This is a genomic window from Enterobacter sp. ECC-175 (assembly GCF_043968675.1).
Taxonomy (GTDB): Bacteria; Pseudomonadota; Gammaproteobacteria; order Enterobacterales; family Enterobacteriaceae; genus Enterobacter.
Genome location: NZ_CP143776.1, coordinates 3,987,478 through 4,005,618, shown reverse-complemented (window position 1 = coordinate 4,005,618; position 18,141 = coordinate 3,987,478). Strand labels below are relative to the sequence as shown.

General features: G+C 53.7%; 10 protein-coding genes, 1 tRNA gene and 3 rRNA genes. 8 read left to right on the top strand and 6 right to left on the bottom strand.

Features of this window, described 5'->3' with window-relative positions; genetic code table 11:
- Positions 1 to 53 precede the first annotated feature (53 nt).
- Positions 54 to 395: a ribosome-associated translation inhibitor RaiA gene (gene raiA / locus V1599_RS18995; protein ID WP_112013036.1), complete on the bottom strand. Its 342-nt coding sequence runs from the start codon at positions 393 to 395 to the stop codon at positions 54 to 56.
- A 282-nt stretch (positions 396 to 677) separates the two neighbouring features.
- Positions 678 to 1,415: an outer membrane protein assembly factor BamD gene (bamD, locus tag V1599_RS18990; RefSeq protein WP_112013034.1), complete on the bottom strand. Its 738-nt coding sequence runs from the start codon at positions 1,413 to 1,415 to the stop codon at positions 678 to 680.
- Positions 1,416 to 1,546: 131 nt separating this feature from the next.
- Between bamD and rluD the strand changes: the two genes are divergently transcribed.
- The 8 genes from rluD to V1599_RS18950 all read left to right on the top strand — a co-directional run bounded on the left by rluD (position 1,547) and on the right by V1599_RS18950 (position 12,878).
- The gene (gene rluD / locus V1599_RS18985) at positions 1,547 to 2,527 is read left to right on the top strand and encodes a 23S rRNA pseudouridine(1911/1915/1917) synthase RluD (RefSeq protein WP_395300640.1); all 981 of its coding nucleotides are present in this window, start codon (positions 1,547 to 1,549) and stop codon (positions 2,525 to 2,527) included.
- On the top strand, positions 2,524 to 3,255 hold the full coding sequence (yfiH, locus tag V1599_RS18980; protein ID WP_112013030.1) for a purine nucleoside phosphorylase YfiH: 732 nt from the start codon (positions 2,524 to 2,526) through the stop codon (positions 3,253 to 3,255). The genes rluD and yfiH overlap by 4 nt, the downstream gene beginning before the upstream one ends.
- A gap of 129 nt (positions 3,256 to 3,384) precedes the next feature.
- Complete coding sequence (clpB, locus tag V1599_RS18975) at positions 3,385 to 5,958, top strand: ATP-dependent chaperone ClpB (protein WP_112013028.1); 2,574 nt, start codon at positions 3,385 to 3,387, stop codon at positions 5,956 to 5,958.
- Positions 5,959 to 6,383: 425 nt separating this feature from the next.
- Positions 6,384 to 7,923 (top strand): 16S ribosomal RNA (locus V1599_RS18970).
- A gap of 84 nt (positions 7,924 to 8,007) precedes the next feature.
- Positions 8,008 to 8,083 (top strand) — tRNA-Glu (locus V1599_RS18965).
- Between the two features lie 193 nt (positions 8,084 to 8,276).
- Positions 8,277 to 11,182 (top strand): 23S ribosomal RNA (locus V1599_RS18960).
- A gap of 70 nt (positions 11,183 to 11,252) precedes the next feature.
- Positions 11,253 to 11,368: ribosomal RNA gene (gene rrf / locus V1599_RS18955) — 5S ribosomal RNA — on the top strand.
- The 16S, 23S and 5S rRNA genes sit together here with 1 tRNA gene alongside, the layout of an rRNA operon.
- Before the next feature lie 214 nt (positions 11,369 to 11,582).
- Positions 11,583 to 12,878, top strand: coding sequence for an MFS transporter (locus tag V1599_RS18950; protein ID WP_112010170.1), 1,296 nt, complete (start codon positions 11,583 to 11,585; stop codon positions 12,876 to 12,878).
- Here V1599_RS18950 and V1599_RS18945 read toward each other — a convergent pair.
- The 4 genes from V1599_RS18945 to tapT all read right to left on the bottom strand — a co-directional run bounded on the left by V1599_RS18945 (position 12,875) and on the right by tapT (position 18,106).
- Complete coding sequence (locus V1599_RS18945) at positions 12,875 to 13,198, bottom strand: YfiM family lipoprotein (protein WP_112010171.1); 324 nt, start codon at positions 13,196 to 13,198, stop codon at positions 12,875 to 12,877. The two genes, V1599_RS18950 and V1599_RS18945, sit on opposite strands and share 4 nt — an antisense overlap.
- 44 nt (positions 13,199 to 13,242) lie before the next feature.
- A complete protein-coding gene (gene pssA, locus V1599_RS18940) occupies positions 13,243 to 14,598 on the bottom strand; it encodes a CDP-diacylglycerol--serine O-phosphatidyltransferase (protein WP_395301595.1) in 1,356 nt (451 codons plus the stop codon).
- A gap of 110 nt (positions 14,599 to 14,708) precedes the next feature.
- Complete coding sequence (gene pat / locus V1599_RS18935) at positions 14,709 to 17,372, bottom strand: protein lysine acetyltransferase (RefSeq protein ID WP_395300639.1); 2,664 nt, start codon at positions 17,370 to 17,372, stop codon at positions 14,709 to 14,711.
- A 35-nt stretch (positions 17,373 to 17,407) separates the two neighbouring features.
- Positions 17,408 to 18,106, bottom strand: a complete 699-nt coding sequence (gene tapT / locus V1599_RS18930) for a tRNA-uridine aminocarboxypropyltransferase (RefSeq protein ID WP_112010174.1) — start codon at positions 18,104 to 18,106, stop codon at positions 17,408 to 17,410.
- Positions 18,107 to 18,141 lie beyond the last annotated feature (35 nt).

Genomic DNA, 18,141 nt, shown 5'->3' with positions numbered 1-18,141 from the left:
GTCAATAAAAAACGCGCCCGAAGGCGCGTTGGCGGTACACTCAATTTAAAGGATTACTCTTCTTCAACTTCTTCCGCGAAGCTGGCGTCTTTCACCGATGCTGCGGCGCGACGGGCTTCACCTTTGTGTTGCACTTTATTGAGCTGCCGTTCCAGCTTGTTGATCAAATCGTTGATAGCCGTATACATATCTTCATGTTTCGCGCTGGCGACCAGATGGCCGTTTGGAGTATTGATAGTTGCGTCAGCGATGAAACCCTGCGGCTCCTTGGACAGAATGATATGAGGATTAATCAGATGGGTTTGCCATTTATCCAGTTTGGCGAGACGGTCTGCGACGTGCTGGCGAATTGCCGGAGTAATTTCCATTTGTTTACTGGTAATGTTCATTGTCATAAATTTTACCTCTTGTCTTTCCGTCTTGGTGATTCCAGCATACCTCTTCGAATGTCAAAATGTGTGATCTAAATCACGTATTTTTGTCACTTTTTGTCAACCACACATTTTTGTGAGAAACGGCATGAAGAGGGGATTTTTACCTTGTCGAAAGGTGTGTTTCGGGTCATAGTTGACGGGTTGTGTTGGCGCTACCTTACTCGAGCGCGACGATAAAATGGATACAAAAACGGCAGCCCTTGGGCTGCCGTTTTGCTTATGTTCTTTTGCTGAAAGTCGGTATCAGGTATTGCTGCTGTTGGCTGCGATGATCTTCGCAACCTTGTCAGCCTGAGCGGTCATCTGCATCTGACGGTATGCGTTCTCCATCAGCTTCAGGCCGTCACGCGTTGCCTGAGTATCCGGGTAATCACGCAGCATACCTTCTACACGGTTCACCACGGCAACCCACGCGCCGCGGCGAGTGTAGTAGTCTGCAACGGAATATTCATACTTCGCCAGACGGTCTTTCAGGAACACCAGACGCTTAGTGGCATCGGTAACGTATTGACTGTTTGGATAACCACGGACCAGTTTAGAGAAGTCGTTGAAGGCATCACGGGCGTGCTGAGGATCGCGGTCAGAACGATCGACACCGAAGAAGCCCTGCAGCGCACTGTCGTCCAGCGCCATGTTGGTCAAGCCGCGCATGTACATGACATAATCAATGTTAGGGTGAGTTGGATTCAGACGCATGAAGCGATCGATGGTCGCCTGAGCCAGCGGCAGATCGGCATTTTTATAGTAGGCATAGATGAGATCTAACTGTACCTGCTGCGAATAGGGGCCAAATGGATAGCGATTATCCAACGCTTCCAGTTGCGTTATCGCCTGTTTCCAGTTACCGTCCTGCAACTTTTGTTGTGCAGTCGCATAGATTTCATTCGGCGGATTGTCAGGGACCTGTTCATTTGAACCGGAGCAGCCCACCAAAGCCAGGCTCAACGTGGCCGCTGCCACCAGATATTTCATGCGCGTCATGACGTTTTGACTTTCCTCAAATGTTTGTCCGGGAGAATCTCTGTTCCTGCTCCCGATTAAGACCAGCTACAATAGCACACTATATTAAACGGCAAAGCCGTAAAACCCAACGTTAAACAAAGAAGCAGTTTATGGCACAACGAGTAGAACTCACCGCAACAGTCTCCGAAAATCAGCTAGGCCAACGCTTAGATCAGGCTTTGGCCGAATTGTTCCCTGATTATTCGCGTTCACGCATAAAAGAATGGATTTTAGACCAGCGCGTGCTGGTCAATGGCAAGATCTGGGACAAGCCAAAAGAGAAAGTGTTAGGTGGAGAAGCCGTCGCCATCAATGCTGAAATCGAAGAGGAAATGCGCTTCGAGCCGCAGGATATCCCATTGAACATCGTCTATGAAGACGATGACATTCTGGTGATCAACAAGCCTCGCGATTTTGTCGTTCATCCGGGCGCGGGCAATCCAGACGGCACGGTGCTGAACGCGCTTCTCCATTATTATCCGCCGATTGCCGACGTTCCGCGCGCCGGTATCGTTCACCGTCTGGATAAAGACACCACCGGCCTGATGGTTGTGGCGAAAACCATTCCAGCCCAGACGCGCCTGGTGGAGTCGCTGCAGCTGCGCGAAATCACCCGTGAATATGAAGCGGTTGCGATTGGCCACATGACCTCGGGCGGTACGGTTGAAGAGCCGATCAGCCGTCACCCGACGAAGCGCACGCACATGTCCGTGCACCCAATGGGTAAACCGGCGGTTACGCACTATCGCATCATGGAACATTTCCGTATTCATACGCGTCTGCGTCTGCGTCTGGAAACTGGGCGTACCCACCAGATCCGCGTTCACATGGCGCATATTACCCATCCGCTGGTCGGGGATCAGGTTTACGGCGGTCGTCCGCGTCCGCCAAAAGGCGCATCGGAGGAGTTCATCAGCGTCCTGCGTAAGTTCGATCGTCAGGCGCTGCATGCGACTATGCTGCGCCTTTATCACCCTATCAGTGGTATCCAGATGGAGTGGCACGCGCCGATTCCACAGGACATGGTGGATCTTATCGACGTCATGCGCGCTGACTTTGAAGAGCATAAGGATCAAGTGGACTGGTTATGACCAAGCTGATTGTCCCGGAGTGGCCGCTGCCGAAAGGCGTTGCTGCCTGCAGTTCGACCCGTATCGGTGGCGTAAGCCAGGGGCCGTGGGCGTCATTGAACCTCGGTGCCCATTGTGGCGACAGCCCGGAGCATGTCGAAGAGAACCGCAATCGCCTGTTTGCCGCGGGGAATTTGCCCTCGAAACCGGTCTGGCTGGAGCAGGTTCACGGTAAGGACGTTCTGAAGTTAACAGGTGAACCCTATGCTTCAAAACGCGCCGATGCCTCTTACAGTAATACTCCGGGAACAGTGTGTGCCGTCATGACGGCCGATTGTCTGCCCGTTCTGTTTTGTAACCGGGCGGGTACAGAGGTCGCTGCCGCGCATGCGGGCTGGCGCGGCCTGTGTCAGGGCGTGCTGGAAGAGACCGTGGCCTGTTTCGAAGATCAGCCTGCCAATATCCTTGCCTGGCTTGGTCCGGCAATTGGCCCACGCGCGTTTGAAGTCGGGCCTGAAGTTCGCGAAGCGTTTATGGAGAAAGATCCGCACGCGGTCGAGGCGTTTACGCCCGCGGGTGATAAATATCTGGCCGATATTTATCAGCTTGCACGCCAGCGCCTCAATAATATCGGCGTGACGCAGATCTTCGGCGGCGATCGTTGTACCTTCACCGAAAAGGGTGATTTTTTCTCTTATCGCCGCGACAAGACGACCGGCCGTATGGCAAGTTTTATTTGGCTGATATAACCTAAAGAATCAAGACGATCCGGTACGTGCCGTTTTCTTTTCACATAATTCAGGTCATTAACCTTGAATAATTGAGGGATGACCTCATTTAATCTCCAGTAGCAAATTTGACCTGTTATGGGAGGAGTTATGCGTCTGGATCGTCTTACTAATAAATTCCAGCTTGCTCTCGCCGATGCCCAGTCTCTCGCACTGGGGCACGACAATCAGTTTATCGAACCTCTTCATTTAATGAGCGCCTTGCTGAATCAGGAAGGGGGCTCGGTACGTCCGTTATTAACGTCTGCCGGTATTAATGCCGGGCAGTTACGCACGGCCATCGATCAGGCCCTGAGCCGCTTACCGCAGGTAGAAGGTACCGGCGGCGACGTGCAGCCGTCGCAGGATCTGGTGCGCGTGCTGAACCTTTGCGACAAGCTGGCGCAAAAACGCGGGGACAATTTTATCTCGTCAGAACTGTTTGTTCTGGCGGCGCTTGAATCACGCGGTACCTTGACCGACCTGCTGAAGTCTGCCGGTGCAACCACCGCCAACGTGACCCAGGCGATAGAAAACATGCGTGGAGGTGAAAGCGTGAACGATCAGGGAGCCGAAGACCAACGTCAGGCTTTGAAGAAATTTACGGTCGATCTGACCGAGCGCGCCGAGCAGGGCAAGCTTGACCCGGTTATCGGCCGTGACGAAGAGATCCGCCGTACCATTCAGGTACTGCAGCGTCGCACCAAAAATAACCCGGTGCTGATCGGTGAGCCTGGCGTCGGTAAAACCGCCATCGTCGAAGGCCTGGCGCAGCGTATTGTGAACGGTGAGGTGCCGGAGGGGCTGAAAGGCCGCCGCGTACTGGCGCTGGATATGGGCGCGCTGGTGGCCGGGGCAAAATACCGCGGCGAGTTTGAAGAACGGCTGAAAGGGGTACTGAACGACCTCGCTAAACAGGAAGGCAACGTCATTCTGTTTATCGACGAGCTGCATACCATGGTCGGTGCGGGTAAAGCCGACGGCGCGATGGATGCCGGTAACATGCTTAAACCAGCCCTGGCGCGCGGTGAGCTTCACTGTGTTGGTGCCACGACGCTGGATGAATATCGCCAGTACATTGAAAAAGATGCTGCCCTGGAGCGTCGTTTCCAGAAAGTGTTTGTTGCTGAGCCAAGCGTTGAAGATACCATCGCGATTCTGCGTGGCCTGAAAGAACGCTATGAGCTGCATCACCATGTTCAGATCACTGACCCGGCGATTGTTGCAGCCGCCACGCTTTCGCATCGTTATATTGCTGACCGCCAGCTGCCGGATAAGGCAATTGACCTGATCGATGAAGCGGCATCCAGCATTCGTATGCAGATCGACTCCAAGCCGGAAGAGCTGGACCGACTCGACCGTCGTATTATACAGCTCAAGCTGGAACAGCAGGCGCTGATGAAAGAGGCTGATGAAGCCAGTAAGAAACGCCTGGATATGCTTAACGAGGAGCTGGACGATAAAGAGCGCCAGTACTCTGAGCTGGAAGAAGAGTGGAAAGCAGAGAAAGCATCGCTTTCCGGTACGCAGACGATCAAAGCCGAACTTGAGCAGGCGAAAATTGCCATTGAACAGGCGCGTCGCGTGGGCGATTTGGCGCGGATGTCTGAGCTACAGTACGGCAAAATTCCCGAGCTGGAAAAACAGCTTGAGATCGCCACGCAGTCGGAAGGCAAAACGATGCGCCTGCTGCGTAACAAAGTAACGGATGCAGAGATTGCCGAAGTGCTCGCGCGCTGGACCGGTATTCCTGTGGCTCGCATGATGGAAGGCGAGCGCGAAAAACTGCTGCGCATGGAGCAGGATCTGCATCATCGCGTTATCGGTCAGAATGAGGCGGTCGAAGCGGTTTCTAATGCGATTCGTCGTAGTCGTGCCGGGCTATCCGATCCGAACCGCCCGATTGGTTCGTTCCTGTTCCTTGGGCCAACCGGGGTGGGTAAAACCGAGCTTTGTAAAGCGCTGGCTAACTTTATGTTCGACAGCGACGACGCAATGGTGCGTATTGATATGTCCGAGTTTATGGAGAAACACTCCGTCTCGCGTCTGGTGGGGGCGCCTCCTGGATATGTTGGCTATGAAGAGGGCGGCTACCTGACTGAAGCGGTGCGCCGTCGCCCTTATTCCGTCATCCTTCTGGATGAAGTGGAAAAAGCGCATCCGGATGTATTTAACATTCTGCTGCAGGTTCTGGACGATGGACGTTTGACGGACGGGCAGGGGAGAACGGTCGACTTCCGCAATACGGTCGTCATCATGACCTCTAACCTGGGTTCCGATTTGATTCAGGAACGCTTCGGTGAGCTGGACTACGGTCATATGAAAGATGTGGTCATGGGGGTAGTTAGCCAAAGCTTCCGCCCTGAGTTCATCAACCGTATTGATGAAGTGGTGGTATTCCATCCTCTGGGTGAGAAACACATTGCGTCAATTGCGCAGATTCAGCTGCAGCGTCTGTACAAACGTCTGGAAGAGCGTGGATATGAAATTCACATCTCTGACGATGCGCTGAAGCTGTTAAGCGAGAATGGTTACGATCCGGTGTACGGTGCGCGTCCATTAAAACGCGCCATCCAGCAGCAGATCGAAAACCCGCTGGCGCAGCAGATACTTTCCGGAGAGTTGATTCCTGGCAAAGTTATCCGTCTGGAAGCCAACAACGATCGCATTGTGGCAGTGCAGTAAGTCACAAAACGCAAAAACGAGCCGCTTGCGGCTCGTTTTTGTTTAAAAACCAGGCGAAAATTGTGGTCTGGACTCTGGGTTGCCTGGAAAGTGAGCGGTTGGTAAATTATTTTCACTTTGGGCTTGCACGTTCGGAATTACTCCCTATAATGCGCCTCCACTGACACGGAACAACGGCTTACAGACCGCCGGGTTAGCGGAAAAAAGCAAAATTAAATGCTTGACTCTGAAGCGGGAAGGCGTAATATGCACACCCCGCGTCGCTGAGAAAACGAAGCGGCACTGCTCTTTAACAATTTATCAGACAATCTGTGTGGGCACTCAAAGTGACATGGATTCTTAACGTCCTCGGACGAAAAATGAATGCCAAGTCTCTGAGTGAACACGTAATTCATTACGAAGTTTAATTCACGAGCATCAAACTTAAATTGAAGAGTTTGATCATGGCTCAGATTGAACGCTGGCGGCAGGCCTAACACATGCAAGTCGAGCGGTAGCACAGAGAGCTTGCTCTCGGGTGACGAGCGGCGGACGGGTGAGTAATGTCTGGGAAACTGCCCGATGGAGGGGGATAACTACTGGAAACGGTAGCTAATACCGCATAACGTCGCAAGACCAAAGAGGGGGACCTTCGGGCCTCTTGCCATCGGATGTGCCCAGATGGGATTAGCTAGTAGGTGGGGTAACGGCTCACCTAGGCGACGATCCCTAGCTGGTCTGAGAGGATGACCAGCCACACTGGAACTGAGACACGGTCCAGACTCCTACGGGAGGCAGCAGTGGGGAATATTGCACAATGGGCGCAAGCCTGATGCAGCCATGCCGCGTGTATGAAGAAGGCCTTCGGGTTGTAAAGTACTTTCAGCGGGGAGGAAGGCGATAAGGTTAATAACCTTGTCGATTGACGTTACCCGCAGAAGAAGCACCGGCTAACTCCGTGCCAGCAGCCGCGGTAATACGGAGGGTGCAAGCGTTAATCGGAATTACTGGGCGTAAAGCGCACGCAGGCGGTCTGTCAAGTCGGATGTGAAATCCCCGGGCTCAACCTGGGAACTGCATTCGAAACTGGCAGGCTTGAGTCTCGTAGAGGGGGGTAGAATTCCAGGTGTAGCGGTGAAATGCGTAGAGATCTGGAGGAATACCGGTGGCGAAGGCGGCCCCCTGGACGAAGACTGACGCTCAGGTGCGAAAGCGTGGGGAGCAAACAGGATTAGATACCCTGGTAGTCCACGCCGTAAACGATGTCTATTTGGAGGTTGTGCCCTTGAGGCGTGGCTTCCGGAGCTAACGCGTTAAATAGACCGCCTGGGGAGTACGGCCGCAAGGTTAAAACTCAAATGAATTGACGGGGGCCCGCACAAGCGGTGGAGCATGTGGTTTAATTCGATGCAACGCGAAGAACCTTACCTACTCTTGACATCCAGAGAACTTAGCAGAGATGCTTTGGTGCCTTCGGGAACTCTGAGACAGGTGCTGCATGGCTGTCGTCAGCTCGTGTTGTGAAATGTTGGGTTAAGTCCCGCAACGAGCGCAACCCTTATCCTTTGTTGCCAGCGGTTAGGCCGGGAACTCAAAGGAGACTGCCAGTGATAAACTGGAGGAAGGTGGGGATGACGTCAAGTCATCATGGCCCTTACGAGTAGGGCTACACACGTGCTACAATGGCGTATACAAAGAGAAGCGACCTCGCGAGAGCAAGCGGACCTCATAAAGTACGTCGTAGTCCGGATTGGAGTCTGCAACTCGACTCCATGAAGTCGGAATCGCTAGTAATCGTGGATCAGAATGCTACGGTGAATACGTTCCCGGGCCTTGTACACACCGCCCGTCACACCATGGGAGTGGGTTGCAAAAGAAGTAGGTAGCTTAACCTTCGGGAGGGCGCTTACCACTTTGTGATTCATGACTGGGGTGAAGTCGTAACAAGGTAACCGTAGGGGAACCTGCGGTTGGATCACCTCCTTACCTTAAAGAACCTGCCTTTGTAGTGCTCACACAGATTGTCTGATGAAAAGTAAACAGCAAGGCGTCTTGCGATTGAGACTTTACGTCCCCTTCGTCTAGAGGCCCAGGACACCGCCCTTTCACGGCGGTAACAGGGGTTCGAATCCCCTAGGGGACGCCACTTGCTGGTTTGTGAGTGAAAGTCACCGACCCCCGTATCTCAAAACTCATCTTCGGGTGACGTTTGAGATATTTGCTCTTTAAAAATCTGGATCAAGCTGAAAATTGAAACGACACACATGTTATGTGTGTTCGAGTCTCTCAAATTTTCGCAATCACAATGATGAATCGAAAGAAACATCTTCGGGTTGTGAGGTTAAGCGACTAAGCGTACACGGTGGATGCCCTGGCAGTCAGAGGCGATGAAGGACGTGCTAATCTGCGAAAAGCGCCGGCGAGGTGATATGAACCCTTGACCCGGCGATGTCCGAATGGGGAAACCCAGTGTGATTCGTCACACTATCGTTAACTGAATACATAGGTTAACGAGGCGAACCGGGGGAACTGAAACATCTAAGTACCCCGAGGAAAAGAAATCAACCGAGATTCCCCCAGTAGCGGCGAGCGAACGGGGAGCAGCCCAGAGTCTGAATCAGCTTGTGTGTTAGTGGAAGCGTCTGGAAAGTCGCACGGTACAGGGTGACAGTCCCGTACACGAAAGCACACATGCTGTGAACTCGAAGAGTAGGGCGGGACACGTGGTATCCTGTCTGAATATGGGGGGACCATCCTCCAAGGCTAAATACTCCTGACTGACCGATAGTGAACCAGTACCGTGAGGGAAAGGCGAAAAGAACCCCGGCGAGGGGAGTGAAAAAGAACCTGAAACCGTGTACGTACAAGCAGTGGGAGCACCTTCGTGGTGTGACTGCGTACCTTTTGTATAATGGGTCAGCGACTTATATTCTGTAGCAAGGTTAACCGTATAGGGGAGCCGAAGGGAAACCGAGTCTTAACTGGGCGTTAAGTTGCAGGGTATAGACCCGAAACCCGGTGATCTAGCCATGGGCAGGTTGAAGGTTGGGTAACACTAACTGGAGGACCGAACCGACTAATGTTGAAAAATTAGCGGATGACCTGTGGCTGGGGGTGAAAGGCCAATCAAACCGGGAGATAGCTGGTTCTCCCCGAAAGCTATTTAGGTAGCGCCTCGTGAACTCATCTTCGGGGGTAGAGCACTGTTTCGGCTAGGGGGCCATCCCGGCTTACCAACCCGATGCAAACTACGAATACCGAAGAATGTTATCACGGGAGACACACGGCGGGTGCTAACGTCCGTCGTGAAGAGGGAAACAACCCAGACCGCCAGCTAAGGTCCCAAAGTCATGGTTAAGTGGGAAACGATGTGGGAAGGCACAGACAGCCAGGATGTTGGCTTAGAAGCAGCCATCATTTAAAGAAAGCGTAATAGCTCACTGGTCGAGTCGGCCTGCGCGGAAGATGTAACGGGGCTAAACCATGCACCGAAGCTGCGGCAGCGACACTCAGGTGTTGTTGGGTAGGGGAGCGTTCTGTAAGCCGTTGAAGGTGGCCTGTGAGGGTTGCTGGAGGTATCAGAAGTGCGAATGCTGACATAAGTAACGATAAAGCGGGTGAAAAGCCCGCTCGCCGGAAGACCAAGGGTTCCTGTCCAACGTTAATCGGGGCAGGGTGAGTCGACCCCTAAGGCGAGGCCGAAAGGCGTAGTCGATGGGAAACAGGTTAATATTCCTGTACTTGGTGTTACTGCGAAGGGGGGACGGAGAAGGCTATGTCAGCCGGGCGACGGTTGTCCCGGTTTAAGCATGTAGGCGGAGGTTCCAGGTAAATCCGGTACCTTATTAACGCTGAGGTGTGACGACGAGGCACTACGGTGCTGAAGTGATAAATGCCCTGCTTCCAGGAAAAGCCTCTAAGCATCAGGTAACACGAAATCGTACCCCAAACCGACACAGGTGGTCAGGTAGAGAATACCAAGGCGCTTGAGAGAACTCGGGTGAAGGAACTAGGCAAAATGGTGCCGTAACTTCGGGAGAAGGCACGCTGATATGTAGGTGAAGCCCCTGCGGGTGGAGCTGAAATCAGTCGAAGATACCAGCTGGCTGCAACTGTTTATTAAAAACACAGCACTGTGCAAACACGAAAGTGGACGTATACGGTGTGACGCCTGCCCGGTGCCGGAAGGTTAATTGATGGGGTTAGCGGCAACGCGAAGCTCTTGATCGAAGCCCCGGTAAACGGCGGCCGTAACTATAACGGTCCTAAGGTAGCGAAATTCCTTGTCGGGTAAGTTCCGACCTGCACGAATGGCGTAATGATGGCCAGGCTGTCTCCACCCGAGACTCAGTGAAATTGAACTCGCTGTGAAGATGCAGTGTACCCGCGGCAAGACGGAAAGACCCCGTGAACCTTTACTATAGCTTGACACTGAACACTGGTCCTTGATGTGTAGGATAGGTGGGAGGCTTTGAAGCGTGGACGCCAGTCTGCGTGGAGCCAACCTTGAAATACCACCCTTTAATGGCTGGTGTTCTAACGTAGACCCGTGATCCGGGTTGCGGACAGTGTCTGGTGGGTAGTTTGACTGGGGCGGTCTCCTCCCAAAGAGTAACGGAGGAGCACGAAGGTTAGCTAATCCTGGTCGGACATCAGGAGGTTAGTGCAATGGCATAAGCTAGCTTGACTGCGAGAGTGACGGCTCGAGCAGGTGCGAAAGCAGGTCATAGTGATCCGGTGGTTCTGAATGGAAGGGCCATCGCTCAACGGATAAAAGGTACTCCGGGGATAACAGGCTGATACCGCCCAAGAGTTCATATCGACGGCGGTGTTTGGCACCTCGATGTCGGCTCATCACATCCTGGGGCTGAAGTAGGTCCCAAGGGTATGGCTGTTCGCCATTTAAAGTGGTACGCGAGCTGGGTTTAGAACGTCGTGAGACAGTTCGGTCCCTATCTGCCGTGGGCGCTGGAGAATTGAGGGGGGCTGCTCCTAGTACGAGAGGACCGGAGTGGACGCATCACTGGTGTTCGGGTTGTCATGCCAATGGCACTGCCCGGTAGCTAAATGCGGAAGAGATAAGTGCTGAAAGCATCTAAGCACGAAACTTGCCCCGAGATGAGTTCTCCCTGACCCTTTAAGGGTCCTGAAGGAACGTTGAAGACGACGACGTTGATAGGTCGGGTGTGTAAGCGCAGCGATGCGTTGAGCTAACCGATACTAATGAACCGTGAGGCTTAACCTTACAACGCCGAAGGTGTTTTGGCGAAGAGACGAACAATCAAAATTCAGCCTGATACAGATAACAGAATTTGCCTGGCGGCTTTAGCGCGGTGGTCCCACCTGACCCCATGCCGAACTCAGAAGTGAAACGCCGTAGCGCCGATGGTAGTGTGGGGTCTCCCCATGTGAGAGTAGGGAACTGCCAGGCATCAATTAAGAAGAACCCCGTACCGAAAGGTGCGGGGTTTTTTGCTTTGTGCTAAGAATCCCACTTAGCCTTTCTCTTAATCACTTATCCTGCTAATGAAATGTGTGATCGTGGTCTCAATGTATAATATAACAAAATTATAACATTTAATTTACGAAGCAATTGAGCCTTGTGGAGTCTACACGCGGCTGTTTATGGCAGGAGCATAGTCACAATGACAGACAGTATTACATCGAACGGGGCGCTGGATCACAGCGACACCCGGAGAAGGGTATGGGCAATCGTCAGTGCCTCTTCAGGAAATCTGGTCGAATGGTTCGACTTTTATGTCTACTCGTTTTGTTCACTCTACTTCGCACACATCTTTTTTCCCTCTGGAAACTCGACGACTCAGCTACTTCAGACTGCCGGCGTTTTTGCCGCTGGATTTTTAATGCGTCCGATTGGCGGCTGGCTGTTTGGCCGTATTGCCGATCGTCGCGGACGTAAAACATCCATGCTGATCTCGGTATGCATGATGTGCTTTGGTTCGCTGGTTATTGCTTGCCTACCCGGCTATGCCACTATTGGAACCTGGGCACCGGCCCTGCTACTGCTCGCCCGTTTATTCCAGGGGCTGTCCGTCGGCGGCGAATACGGAACAAGTGCGACCTATATGAGTGAAATTGCCGTTGAAGGCCGTAAAGGATTTTACGCCTCTTTCCAGTACGTCACGCTCATTGGGGGGCAACTATTGGCAATCCTCGTGGTGGTGATCCTGCAGCAGATCCTGACAGACGAGCAGCTTCATAGCTGGGGTTGGCGCATTCCGTTTGCGATGGGGGCCGTGCTCGCCATTGTGGCGCTATGGCTGCGTCGCCAGCTGGATGAAACGTCGAAAAAAGACGTTATGGCGCTGAAGGAGGCCGGGACATTCAAAGGTCTATGGCGCAACCGCAAAGCGTTTTTGATGGTCCTGGGATTCACCGCGGGGGGATCGCTCAGCTTTTATACCTTCACCACCTATATGCAAAAGTATCTGGTCAATACCACCGGAATGCATGCGAATGTCGCCAGCATTGTCATGACCGTTGCACTGTTTGTTTTCATGCTGATACAACCGGTCATTGGCGCACTTTCAGATAAGATTGGCCGACGCACCTCAATGCTGATTTTTGGCGGTCTATCTGCGCTCTGTACGGTACCGATTCTGTCCGCGCTTCAGCATGTGTCCTCCCCCTATGCAGCGTTTGCGCTGGTGATGCTCGCAATGGTTATTGTGAGTTTCTATACCTCAATCAGCGGAATATTGAAGGCCGAAATGTTTCCTGCGCAGGTACGCGCGCTGGGCGTTGGGCTTTCTTATGCGGTGGCAAACGCGCTATTCGGTGGTTCTGCTGAATATGTTGCGCTGACGCTCAAATCATGGGGGAGCGAAACTACCTTCTTCTGGTACGTCACCGTGATGGGAGCATTGGCATTTATCGTGTCGCTGATGCTGCATCGTAAAGGAAAAGGGATTCGTCTTTAGCGTTGCGCCATCTGCCAAACGGCGTAGCCGGTTGTCGCTCCGGCTACGTCCCAGGCGAAATCTTTCCAGCTCCAGCCGCTCCCGGAAGGGCGGCTATCCCACAATTCTTTCGATGCACCAAGGCTGACTGAGAACATAAAACCTATCGCCGCGCTGCGATCCTGGCTATAGCCCTGATGCTGAGCAACCTCATTACCGGCTGCGGACAGCATTGCAGATGCGAGAAAGTGTTGCGCTTTATCCTGACCGGACCAGCTATCGTTCGCCATATGGCTGCATCCGGTGAGTAAAAGAGTCGTAAGAAGGAGAGGGATACGCATTAACAGGCTCCATAAAAAAGCCCTGTCGATGCAGGGCCAGAGAATTACAGAATACGGCTGATAAGCCGGTCGATACGGATACGGCGTAAACGACGAATAAGCTTGCGGACTTTTACCGGGTAATCGGCAATGCTTTGCAGATCGCGGTAGTGACGAACCACGGTGGTATGCGTGCGAATAAGCTCAAGTTCGCGTTCACGCTTAGCCGCAAGCTCGTGCTTCGGATCGTGGACCAAAATGGCATTTTCCAGATCCAGGCGCCAGGCGCGCGGGTTCAGGTTGTTGCCCGTCAGCAGCATCCACTCGTCATCTACCCACATCCCTTTCAGATGGTAGCTGTTGTCTTCATCTTTCCAGAGCCGCACAACCAACTGATCCGTGTTGACGTAGTACTGCAAACGACTCAGGAAACGGCGCAGGTTAATTTCATAAAGATACGGCAGCGCGCCGATGATCTTAAACGGCTGATCTTCTGGAATAAAGAAATCATTCGCCGTTTTGTCGCCAACGATAATTTCGACTTTCTTACCGTCGCGCAGCAGCTGAATAATGTTGCGAACCAGAATGGCTGGAAGGTTGAAATATGGCGTGCAGATGGTGAGCTTATGCTCTGCGCACGGCATCAGGTGGAAAATCGTTTTATTCAGCAGGCTCGATTTACCTAAACCGACCAGCGGAGTAACGGATAACTCTTCGTTATTGGCATCGCCCTGGAAGTGGTAAACCGCGTCACGCAGCTCCTGGCGGAAAGAACGAATATCGTTTTTAATTTCCGGGCTTTTAGGACGCTGAGGATCGTCAAGTCGATTCACACCACGACCGTGCACCAGGTTTTTATCAACCCAGTTAAACATGATATCGGCCATCTGCGGATTGCGAATCAGGTGGTAACGGTCGTAGCGGTATTTATCGAGCTGATGCAGGTAAACGTCATTCAGGCTTGCGCCGCTATAAAGCACGCTGTCATCAATAATGAAGCCTTTGAAATGGAGAACGCCAAGCGCTTCTCGCGTATTAACAGGTACACCGTATACCGGAACATCAACGCCCGGGTTTTCCTGTGCCGTGCGGCAATACCAGTCTGCATTGGTGTTCGACGCGGCAGCGCCGATGCGTCCGCGCTGGCCGCGATGCCAGTCAACCAGCACGCGTACATCCAGTTCAGGACGATGGCGTTTAGCTTCATAGAGCGCGTTCAGGATCGCACGCCCACCTTCATCCTGTTCAAGATACAGCGCCACAATGCAGATGCGTCGCGTCGCGCTGGCAATCTTTTCCAGAAGCGTCTCCCGAAAATGAGCGGGAGCGTAAAAGAACTCTACATCATCAACTGACTGAGAAATCTTCGGTAGTTGAGCAAGGTGTTGTTGATGTTTATTGCGCTTAAATTTTGACAACATCACAGTGCGTTTCTTCTCTGTTCATTGAAGGGTTGTCTGTACCATGCAAACAACATAAGCGGACAATGATACCACCAGTGCCGACCAAAGTGGTTAACATTTCCAGTAGCTTACTCGCGTTTATCGAAAGCGTTCAGCCGCAGAGTCAGGGAAACAATGCCTTCATCCAGCTGAATATCAACGTCAAATCCGAGTTTTCGCGCAAGGGTTACCATACCGCGGTTGTTTGGCATCGTAATGCCGTTCAGGCGTCGCAATCCGTGATCGCGCGTATAACTGATGAGTTTTTCGAGTAGCCGTCTGCCCAGCCCCAATCCTTTAAGATCGGAACGCACCAGCACCGCAAATTCGGCATCAACGTTATCCGGGTCAGAAATCGCCCGGGTCACGCCGAGGATCTCATCTCCCCGATTGGAACGACGAACGGCCACAAACGCCATTTCTCGATCGTAGTCGATCTGGGTCATGTTGGCTAAATCATCATGGGTAAATTCGTTGATTTCGCTAAAGTAGCGATAATAAAGATCTTCTTTGGTGACTTTTGAAATAAACGTTCTCAGCTGCGGTTCATCCTCCGGAAGGATGGGGCGAAACAGCGCGCGTTCTCCGTTCTTCATCTCTACCCACTCTTCAAGCTGCAGCGGGTAGGGGCGAATCGCCAGCCGGCTTTCGCGGTCGCCTTCGAATGGGGCAATATCAAGCGTCACGTCCAGCGCGGTAAATTCACTGCCGGAGGCGAGAAGGGGGTGAATATCCAGCCGCTGGATCTCCGCGCAATCGACGACCAGGTTAGACACCTGTACCAGAAACTGGCTCAGGCCTGCGATATCTAGCGGGCGTAGCGCGCTGCGGCCGCGGATCTTTTTACTTTTTATTGCCTGAATGATCAGGTATCGCGCCAGGTTCATGTTAAGCGGCGGAAGCGCCACGACGGCCTGCTCCTCAGGTCGCCACTCTATGCCGCCTTCGCCCAGCATGATTAGCAGGCCAAACACCGGGTCATGCTCCACCACCACCCGCAGCTCCTGAGCGCCCGCACGATTAGCCATGCTTTGCACCAGCAGCCCGTGAACCCTTGCCTGCGGCCATGCCATCTTCACGCGATCGATAATAGCATTGGCCGCCTGCTGAACTTCCGCCGCGGTACGCAAGTAAAGCATGACGCCCTGGACATCTGATTTATGTGGAATATCCGGCGAGCGAAGCTTAAGGGCGACCGGATAGCCGATTTGTTCAGCAATATGAACAGCCTCCGCGCTGTCGCTGGCAATCCAGGTTGGCAGCGTCTGCATGCCGTAGCTGCCCAGAATGGACTGAACCTCATGGGTGTCCAGCGAGGTTGCCCCCTCATCAAGCGCCTGCTGTAAAAGGCGGTGGGCGTCGAGCGTGTTGGCCGTGAGATTTCCGGGCAGGGCGGGCGTTTCGCGCAGCTGTTTCTGATTGCGGCGGTATTCCACCATATGCATAAAGGCGGTGATGGTACCTTCCGGTGTGCGATAAGTCGGTAACCCCGCCTCGCTGAATAGGCGTCGGGCCTCCTGCGAAGAAAACTCGCCGCACCAGTTCGTTAAGAGCGTGACGTATTTCCCGCGCGGATGGTTTTTTACCGCCTCAATGAGCGCCCGCGCGCTTTCGCTACCGGGCGCAACGGCGCTGGGTGAGTGGATAATAAGCAGCGCGTCAAAATCCTGGCTGTCGAGCAAGATGGATATCGCCTTAACGTAGCGCTCGCTGCTGGCATCATCGCGCAGGTCCAGCGGATTGCCGGGGGAAACGCTTGCAGGCAGCGCCTCTTGCAGATGCTGGAGCGTTTCTTCACCCAGCGCGGCGAGTTTCCCGTTGCGTAGCCACAGCTCGTCCAGCGCAAGCGCGGCAGGCGCAGCGCCGTTGCTGACGATCATCAGCTTCTCTCCGCGCAGCGGGCGCATATGGCTTAGCGTCTCTACGGCTGAAAAAAGCTCATGCGTATCCTGAACGCGCAGCAGGCCAGCGCGCTGTATCGCCGCGTCCCAGGCCGGGTCCATGCCGGAGTGAGAATGGAGAAGGCGCTGCGCCGCCGGGCTGCGCCCGCTTTTGATGACCAGGATCGGTTTATTTCGGGAGGCGCTGCGCGAGGCGGAAACGAAGCGGCGCGCATCGCCAAGGTGTTCTAAATAGAGAAGAATGGCGCTGGTTTTGCCGTCTCGGGCCAGAAAATCGAGCAGCTCGTCGACGTCAATGTCCAGGCTATCGCCGAGGGCGATGAAGTAAGAGAAGCCCATTTCCCGCTGCTGGGCCCAGTCGAGAATAGTGTTCGATACGGCAGCGGACTGGGAGATAAAAGCCAGCTTGCCTTTGCGAATCGGTACGGGGGAAAAGCTGGCGTTTAACCCCTGCCACGGCGCCAGCAGGCCCAGACTGTTAGGGCCTAAAATTCGCATCTGGTACAGCCTGGCACACGCCAGCAGCTCGGCCTGCTGTTCAGGGGGCGACGAAAGAATGATGCAGGTTTTACAGCCTTTCTGCCCGAGTGATTCCAGCAGTTCCAGATTCCGCTTTGCGTGCGTACAGAGGATGGCTAAATCGGGCTCGAAGGGCAGGCTTTGTACGTCCGGCCAGGCAAGCACGCCCTGAACCGCCTTGTAAGCGGGCGTGACGGGCATCACGGGGCCATTGAATCCACCGGCCAAAAGGTTACGCATCATCAGATAACCGGCGCGATCCGGCTTCATTGATGCGGCAATAACGGCTATGGATTTCGGACGTAGTAGCGCTTCTAACCCTCGCTGGCTCATGCAGATCTCCTGTTAATGCAAGCGACCTGATGATTTTAAACGCTTTCTGCCTCGCTTGCTGTGACGTTGCCCTTATGAACGGTTTTTCCCGCCAGATAGCGTTCGCGGAAGCAGGTAAAATGGTTGCCCAGCGCGGCGGCGGCCTGCGTGTCACCTGCCAGGTCGAGAAGCGCGATCGCCACTTCTGCGGTGCAATATTGTCCGTCGGCATGCGCTTCGCGCAGGCGGTAGGCCGAGACGCGAGACAAATCGACGGAAATGACCGGCAGTGCGTCAAGGTACGGACTTTTACGAAACATCTTGCGCGCTTCCGTCCAGGTGCCGTCAAGCATAATAAACAGCGGCGGCTTACCGGAAGGGGGGGCGGAGAATACCTGACGATGCTCTCCCGCGTAGGAGGCCGGGAAAACGACCATTGGCTGGTAGGCCTCGGTTCTGACCAGGTCGAGCAGCCCCTGTGGAGGCTCGGTTCGTGACCACTGAAACGCGGCGGTATCGGGGAGGATATCGGCAATTAAGCGTCCCGTATTGCTCGGCTTCATTGGCTCGGTATCGAACATCACCAGGCAAAAACGGCTCTCTGCACTGCTCGGCGCAAGCGTTTCACACAGGCAAACCTTATGCGGCAGCAGGCAGCGCTGACACCGGCGGATGCGGTTACCGCGGGCGAGAAAAGGACGAGTCGCGCGGGCAAGGCGTTCGGCGCGGAGTTGAAGAACGGCATTATCAGTCATGTGCGGAATGCGGGAAAAAGCCTATTTTCGCAGAG